Source organism: Acidovorax sp. KNOB132 (assembly GCF_057541515.1).
Genome location: NZ_BAAJYT010000207.1, coordinates 1 through 6,261, shown reverse-complemented (window position 1 = coordinate 6,261; position 6,261 = coordinate 1). Strand labels below are relative to the sequence as shown.

Below are 6,261 nucleotides of genomic sequence, written 5' to 3'. Positions count from 1 at the left end.
GCGCGGGCGGCTTCCACCGCAGCGTTCAGCGCCAGGATGTTGGTCTGGAAGGCGATGCCGTCGATCACGCCGATGATGTCGCTGATCTTGCGCGAGCTCTGGTTGATCTCGTCCATGGTGGACACCACCTGCGTCACCACTTTGCCGCCGCGCGCCGCCACTTCGGCGGCCGAGCTGGCCAGCTTGTTGGCGGTGGCGGCGGAATCGGCCGACTGGCGCACCGTGGCGGTCAGCTCTTCCATCGAGCTGGCGGTTTCCTGCAGATTGCTGGCGGTCTGTTCGGTGCGCGCGCTCAGGTCGGCGTTGCCCGTGGCGATCTCGCGCGTGGCGGTGGCGATCGAGTCGGCCACATTGCGCACTTCCATCAGCGAACCTTCGAGCGCACCGCGCATGGAGCCCAGGGCGCGCAGCAGCATGCCGGTTTCGTCTCCGGCGTGGCGGCCGTGGTCCTGCCCCGTGAGGTCCATCGCGGCAATTTGCTCGGCCACGTCGCGTGCCTCGGCCAGCGGACGCGTGATGCTCAAGGCCAGGCGCCAGGCCAGGAAGGCGGCCAGCAGCAGCGAGCCCACGCACAGGGCGGTGAGCAGCCCGGTGGCGGCGTGGCTGGCAGCGCGGATGCGCTCGCCAGCCGCGTCCAGTTCGCTGCGCTGCAGGTCGACCATCTTGCCCATCGTCTGCTGGAAGTTGATGGAAGCGGGTTCATAGCGCTGCGTGAAAGCCCGCGCCACCGCTTCGGGATCGCCTTCCTTCTTGAGCTTGGTCACTTCATCGCGGGTGGAGAGATAGGCCTTGCGGTGCTCGCCGATCTGGGCGAACAGCGCCCGGTCGGCATCGCTGTCCAGCAATTTCTCGATCTGCTGCTGCAGCGCGGACGACTGCTTGCTCGATTCCGCCGCGGTGGCGGCAAAGAAGTCCGCCAGGACGGGATCGCTGCTCTTGGCGATGGCAGCCACGCGCTGCGCGCCGTTGGTGATGTTGCGGTACCAGTCGCTGGCAGCCCGCTCGGTCGCGAGCGACCGGCTGAGCATCACGTTCATCTCCTGGGTGACGGCCCGGAGCTGGAAGATGCCGTACAGGCAACTGATGAGAAACAGCACCAAGATGGTGCCGAGCACCAGCGCCAGACGGCGGCCGATGGTGAAGTGGGTAGGGGTCATGAGAGGTGCTTCCAGGACAGGAGCCAAAGGGATGAGGGCTTCGGGCGGCCTGGAACAGCCTCCCGATGTTTCAAAGTGTATGCGGGCCGTGCGCCAAAAGGGGGAATCGGGGCCGATCAGGAGCTTTCGCACCGCGGAATTTGCCCCGTTGCCACAATGCGTTCCCTGCAGGCAACAACTCCACCTCTCATGCGTGACTGCATCGGCCGCCGCTCAGTGCTGCGTGGCCGAGCGCGACCGGCGTGCTACTCATCTCTTGGCAGAATGGCCCGTCCTGGCACAAGAACGATCCCAAGGAGACAAGCCATGCCCCGTTATGCCGACTTTCACCGCCGGTCCCTCGAAGACCGTGACGCTTTCTGGGCTGAACAGGCCCGTCTGATCGACTGGCACACCCCGCCGCAACAGATCTGCGACAACAGCCGCCCGCCTTTCGCCCGCTGGTTTGCGGGCGGCACCACCAACCTGTGCCACAACGCGGTGGACCGGCACCTGGCCGGGCGGGCCGATCAGCCGGCGCTGATCGCGGTATCCACCGAGACGAACACGGAGCGCACCTACACCTTCGCCGAACTCCATGCCGAAGTGCAGCGCATGGCCGCCGTGCTGCGCGCGCTGGGCGTGGGGCAGGGCGACCGCGTGCTGATCTACATGCCGATGATTGCCGAGGCCGTTTTCGCCATGTTGGCCTGCGTGCGCATCGGCGCGCTGCATTCGGTGGTGTTCGGCGGCTTTGCGGCGACCTCGCTGGCCTCGCGCATCGACGATGCCGAGCCCGTGGCCGTGGTGAGTGCCGATGCCGGCTCGCGGAGCGGCAAGGTCGTGCCGTACAAGCCGCTGCTGGACGAGGCCATTGCCCAGTCGCGCCACCAGCCCGCGGCCGTGCTTCTGGTAGACCGGGGCCTCGCGCCCATGGCGCTACAGCCGGGCCGCGACCACGACTGGGTGACGCTGCGCAACGAGCACCTGCACGCCAAGGTGCCCTGCGAGTGGGTGGACGCCACGCACCCCAGCTACACGCTGTACACCAGCGGCACCACGGGCCGGCCCAAAGGCGTGCAGCGCGACACGGGCGGCTACGCGGTGGCGCTGGCGGCCAGCATGCAGCACATCTTCGGCGTGGGCGGCCACCCCGCAGAGGCCGCCGCCGACGGCCAGTCCGCCGAGGCGGCGGGCACGGGGCCCGGCGTTTTCTTCGCCACCAGCGACATCGGCTGGGTGGTCGGCCACAGCTACATCGTCTACGGCCCGCTGATCGCCGGCATGGCCACGCTGGTGTATGAGGGCCTGCCCACGCGGCCCGACGCCGGCGTGTGGTGGGGCCTGGTGGAAAAGTACCGCGTCACGCACATGTTCTCGGCCCCCACGGCGGTGCGCGTGCTCAAGAAGCAGGACGCTTCCTTTCTGCGCCGCCACGACGTGTCGAGTCTGCAGGGCCTGTGGCTGGCGGGCGAGCCGCTGGACGCACCGACGGCCGAGTGGATCGCCGATGCGCTGGGCGTGCCGGTGATCGACAACTACTGGCAGACCGAAACCGGCTGGCCCATCCTCACCCTGGCCCGCGGCGTGGAACCGCAGGCCGCGCGCCTGGGCAGCCCGGGCCGCGCGATGTACGGCTACGACGTGAAGCTGATCGACGAAGCGACGGGCGAGGAACTCACCGAACCCCACCAGAAGGGCGTGCTGGCCATTGAGGGGCCGCTGCCGCCCGGCTGTCTGCAGACGGTGTGGCGCGACGACGAGCGCTTCGTACAGACCTATTGGCAGAGCCTGCCCGGCCCGATGCGCTACAGCACCTTCGACTGGGGCATTCGCGATGCCGACGGCTATTACTTCATCCTGGGCCGCACCGACGACGTGATCAACGTGGCCGGCCACCGGCTGGGCACGCGCGAGATCGAAGAAAGCATCGCCGGCCACCCGCAGATCGCCGAGGTGGCGGTGGTGGGCGTGGCCGACGCGCTGAAAGGGCAGGTCGCCATGGCCTTTGCCGTAGTGCGCGATGCGGCGGCGCTGGCAGACGATGCCGCGCGCCTGAAGCTGGAAGGCGAGGTCATGCAGCAGGTGGCCCAGCGCCTGGGCGCCGTCGCGCGCCCGGCGCGCGTGCATTTCGTGGCGGTGCTGCCCAAGACGCGCAGCGGCAAGCTGCTGCGCCGCGCGCTGCAGGCCGTGGCCGAGCGGCGCGACCCCGGCGACCTGACCACGATGGAAGACCCAGCCGCGCTGCAGCAGGTGAAGGAACTGGTGGGCTAATTTTGGTGGACTGATATCTGGGGGCGCTGCTGCCGTATCTGTTGTTGCCGGTCTTTGGCATGACCAAGCTCCCGCTGCGCCCGGCAGTATTTGGCCGCGAGCGCTTTGCATCGAATGCAGAAACGTCGGCAACGCGCCCTGCAGAGCTCCGGTCAGCGCCCTCGCTGCCGTCGCTGGGCCTTGAGGCTGAGCTACCGCGGTGTAGCAGGCTTACCGACCGTGTTCGATATCTCGTTCTGTTCCATGCGAAGGTGCTTCGCTACTCCGCACTCTTGTGAAACCGAGTTTTTAGATATCGGAAGCCGTGTTTTAAAAACGGAATGAGGCCGATGGGCTTATGCGTCGGCCCTATGTTTATTTTTTCTTTAATGACAAGAAGGTTTCTTCGAGCTAGATACCTTATAAGAAAAAATGATTCATCCGTTCTGAGTTGAGCATGGTTGGTTAAATCCTCAATAGTGACACTGCCATAAACCAATAGAGCGAAAGCCCGAATGTAGCGCGCCTCCCTGAATGGATCCTCCAAGACAACCCATTTCTTGAGGGAGTATCGAACGGTTTTTCCGCTTGCTTCTAAATTTCTTGCTTGAGAAAGAAAGTCGAAATTATGGCGGGGTGTTTTAAATTTCCTTGTGGTGGTCTTGAATTCCTTGAGGAAAATCGTGCATCTGTTGAGCGCATCGACCAATTCTATAGCCGAATAATTCAGCGGGAGACACTCCAGCCAAGGTGCCTCTGATGCATTATCAGGGAAAACATCGCCAATATAAATTATGCAACCGTGATTTTTTTGCAAATGATCAAAATTTAAATCTTCGGTTACAACGACATCTGCTGAAGTACCAACGACATCCGCCCAACGCTCTACAGATTGTTTGCTAGCAACCGTTAAAATATTTCTAAACCTTAAGCCCACAGGAAAACTCAAGTACGAACTGTTTATTCTTGAAATTTTCTTTAGCATGGAGGTCGAGTCCGGCAGGCTGATAATTTGATGATGTCTACCCAATTGTTCCCCGGCGCATTTTCTTGCACACTCATCATCAAATTGCCGCATTTAAAGGTTTTGTGCTGGAAAGATTGGTTTGCTACGCACGCAATAACTCGAAAACTCAGGTAATAAATTGCCTTGTAAATTACGATTGCAGACTAGTAAATTATCGACGTATTACATGCGCACCTGCAAATCATCTGAATTTCATTTCCGACTTAGAATTCAATCCGTCCGATAAAATAAATTCAAATTTACCTCCGGCCGGGATGTTTTCAAGAGGAATGCGAGCGAATCCGTCCGTTAAATCGATGGCAAGTGTTACGGTTTTTTCCCCGTGATGCCTTATTGAAAGCGATGAGTACTCGTTACTATTCCAGCGCAAATGTAGATAATTCTCTTTTAACTCAAAAAGCACGCTCTCACTCCCAGCCTGTTTTGCGTGCTCTGCTTTTTTCGCAGAAAATTTACTAAAAAGAACTTGGTCTCCGTTCAATATTTCTAACTTTTCAAGTCTGCCTGGATTTTCTAGAGAAAACGCAAATCCGCTGGAGGAAGGCAGATGATCGAGTGGACTTGCTGAAAATCTATGATTGATCACACCCGTGGCAGTCGTCAATCTCGCAATATACGGGCCTTCCGATCTTGTAGTTTTAGAATTTCGTATATTTTTTAGCGGCAACAAATAAGTATCGTTCCCATCAAAATATCCGCTAATCAAAATCGTATTCTCTGAATCGTGTGAATTTTGTTTGAGAGTTTCATTTGCCGCTGCGGGATTGAGATAGCGCTGCATTATCCGATAATTATAATCAGAAAATGCGTCTTTGCCGCAGTAAGACATTAGATCATGAGCCCGCACATCACGTGGATCAATGAAACTTTCACTTTCAAAGTTATACCCCCAGACAAAACGCCCAGGAGCACCTAAATTAGCATTGGCATAGGGGTATTGGGGATCAAGTCCTTGTGTTGCTCCACAGGGCGCATGCCCTAAACTTAGGTTATGTCCGACTTCATGCAGAGTAGTATTCCGCGGAACCGGGTGATTTGGCCAAAAACCTGCTACCACACTGACTCGACCTGGTCGGAATCCCATTCCAGTTGTCCCATAGGTTGTTTTTGGCACATAAGCTACGTAATAGTGCGTGTGATCGGCTTTGTCTGCAATCCGAACTGACTCAACTTCCAGAACCAGTTTGCGCATGGTATTTGGCCATTCACCCTCGTTCTGCGGCATCCGAATCGAAGAAAGAAAAGGGACTCGGGGCGCATACGCGACTGCCGCAAAAGGCATTCTCGATTCGAGTAGCGTTGCTACGGAATCACTCAAGGCGCCTATGTTGCCGTCTAGCTGAACCGGGATGGCTACCAGCGTGGCTTTATAAGACGGAATTACCCTGGGTGTTATCGTTTTTGACAGTGATTCCGAACTAAAACTCACGACTATTTTCATTCCCACTACGACAGCTGTGGAGTCCAAGACCGCAGAGTAATGTGTCGCCTTGCTCGGTACTTCAGTGCTGGCTCTCGATAGCTCTTTGGGTGGTTGCAATGGCGTTTCATCTTGGACCTTTACTCCCTTTGAATCAACGACAGTAACTGTCCCTTTCGGAAGAATAGCGGTGTCATTTGTAACCACCATGTTAATGAGGACCAGTGCTTTTTTCCCGTCTACAAGCACCAGTTCTTTATCGTCGCTCATATAAGACTTTGACTGCGCAATCTGAACGTTTGCCAAAGTGAAATTTGAAATGGGTGGTGGCGGTGGCGGAGCTGGAGCTGGAGCCGGAGCCGGAGCTGGTGCTGGTGCTGGAGCCGGAGCTGGTGCTGGAGCCGGAGCTGGTGCTGGTGCTGGTG

The 6,261-nt window shown here is 58.6% G+C and carries 4 protein-coding genes; 1 reads left to right on the top strand and 3 read right to left on the bottom strand.

Features of this window, described 5'->3' with window-relative positions:
* The coding region (locus AC27IO_RS18900; RefSeq protein WP_498740179.1) for a methyl-accepting chemotaxis protein at nucleotides 1-1,157 on the bottom strand (1,157 nt) is incomplete at its 3' end.
* 306 nt (nucleotides 1,158-1,463) lie between these two features.
* Here AC27IO_RS18900 and AC27IO_RS18895 point away from each other — a divergent pair.
* Entirely contained in the window at nucleotides 1,464-3,410 is a 1,947-nt protein-coding gene (locus tag AC27IO_RS18895) for a propionate--CoA ligase (RefSeq protein WP_498740177.1), read from the top strand.
* A gap of 259 nt (nucleotides 3,411-3,669) precedes the next feature.
* On the opposite strand, the gene AC27IO_RS18890 is transcribed toward AC27IO_RS18895, so the two are convergent.
* Together AC27IO_RS18890 and AC27IO_RS18885 are read right to left on the bottom strand one after the other, a co-directional pair.
* A complete protein-coding gene (locus AC27IO_RS18890; RefSeq protein ID WP_498740176.1) occupies nucleotides 3,670-4,467 on the bottom strand; it encodes a hypothetical protein in 798 nt (265 codons plus the stop codon).
* A 130-nt stretch (nucleotides 4,468-4,597) separates the two neighbouring features.
* Nucleotides 4,598-6,106 carry a M66 family metalloprotease gene (locus tag AC27IO_RS18885; protein WP_498740174.1) on the bottom strand — a complete coding sequence of 503 codons (1,509 nt, stop codon included), beginning with the start codon at nucleotides 6,104-6,106 and terminating at the stop codon, nucleotides 4,598-4,600.
* Nucleotides 6,107-6,261: the final 155 nt, after the last annotated feature.